The organism is Kitasatospora sp. NPDC002227 (assembly GCF_040296285.1).
GTDB lineage: Bacteria > Actinomycetota > Actinomycetes > Streptomycetales > Streptomycetaceae > Kitasatospora.
The window spans coordinates 1-1,498 of record NZ_JBEOWY010000127.1; the positions used below are offsets into that span (position 1 = coordinate 1).

A 1,498-nucleotide genomic window follows, 5' to 3' on the forward strand; every position below is an offset into this window, starting at 1 on the left:
GGGTCAGACACCCCATGACGTTTGAGGTCAAGCGGCATGGAGGTGGGCGTGGTGCGACCAGGCGGTCGCTTCGTCGTATCGGGTGCGGGTCTTGAGGCATCCGTGGAGGATGCCGACGAGCCGGTTGCCGACCTGGCGGAGAGCGGGGTTGTAGCCGGCCTCGCGAGCGCGCTGCTTGTCGTAGTAGCGACGGGCACCAGGCGAGGCGCGCAGGGCGGAGAACGCCTGGCGCTGGAGGGCGTCGGCGAGCCGATTGTTACGGACGTAGCGGGCCTGGACGGTGTGGCTCTTGCCGGAGGCCCGGGTGACCGGACTGGTGCCGGCGTAGTTCTTGCGGGCCTTGGCGGAGGTGTAGCGGGTGGGGTCGTCCCCGAACTCGGCGAGCACCCGGGCGCCGGTGATCTCTCCGATGCCGGGCATGGAGAGGTAGATCTCAGCGTCCGGGTGCGCGAGAAAATGCGCCCTCACCTGCTCTTCCATCGCGGCTATCTGCTCGTTGAGGGCGAGCAGTAGGCGGGCGTGGGCGGTGGTGGCGGCCGCGTAGGCGGCCGTGACCGGCTCGGGCAGCTCCAGCTGCTTCTCGCGCAGTGCGGCCTGGATCGCCCCGGCCTTCTGGTCCCGGTCGCGGCGGCGGGCGCGGGCGAGAACGGCGGCGATCTGGGTGCGGGTCAGCTTCGCCGCCGTCTGCGGTGTGGGCGCTTTGATCAGCAGTTCCAGTGCGTCGGTGCTGGTCAGTTCCAGGGACGCGTAGGCGTCCAGGGCGGCGGGGAAGTACTCGCGCAGCGTGCTGCGGAGCCGTTGGAAGGTGCGGGTGCGTTCCCAGATCAGGGTCTGGTGGGCGCGGGTGACGACCTTGACAGCCTGGGCCTGGTCGCTGTCGCCGGCGATGGGCCGTAGCTGGTCGCGGTCGATGCGGACCATGTCGGCGAGCGCGTGGGCGTCGCCCTTGTCGCTCTTGGCTCCGGAGGTGCCGTACCGCTCCTTGAAACGAGCGACCTGCCGGGGGTTGATCGCGTAGACCTGGTAGCCGGCGGCGAGCAGGGCCTGTACCCAGGTGCCACGGTCGGTCTCGATCCCGACGATCACGTCGGCGGGATCGGGGTCCTCTCCCGCGTGCGTGGCCACGAGCTCGTGCAGCTTTGCGATGCCTCCCGCGCCCTCGGGCAGCCTCGCGGTCGCGAGGCGGCGGCCGGTGGCGTCCTGGACCTCGACGTCGTGGTGGTCCTCGGCCCAGTCGTCGCCGATCAGCAGCAACTCTTCCTCCCCATCGCGTGCTTCCTGGTCGTGCAGCCTGCGGAAGACACGGCACGCGGCCTAATGGATCCAGTGCTCACGCCCTGTTCGGCGGGCACGCCACCCCATCAGCGGTCATGGCCTTCCGGCCGACCAGCAGGGGCACGGTCTGACCCCAGAACTCGCAGTGGTTCCGGCGGAGAGAGTGCTCACCTGCTGGCGGCTACGGCACCGAGTCTCTACGACTCAGCAAGTCCCATTAGGC

General features: G+C 69.8%; 1 protein-coding gene. It reads right to left on the minus strand.

All coding sequences use genetic code 11. From position 1 onward, the window contains the following. Positions 1 to 27: 27 nt before the first annotated feature. On the minus strand, positions 28 to 1,254 hold the full coding sequence (locus ABT095_RS38765) for an IS110 family RNA-guided transposase (protein WP_350534339.1): 1,227 nt from the start codon (positions 1,252 to 1,254) through the stop codon (positions 28 to 30). Positions 1,255 to 1,498: the final 244 nt, after the last annotated feature.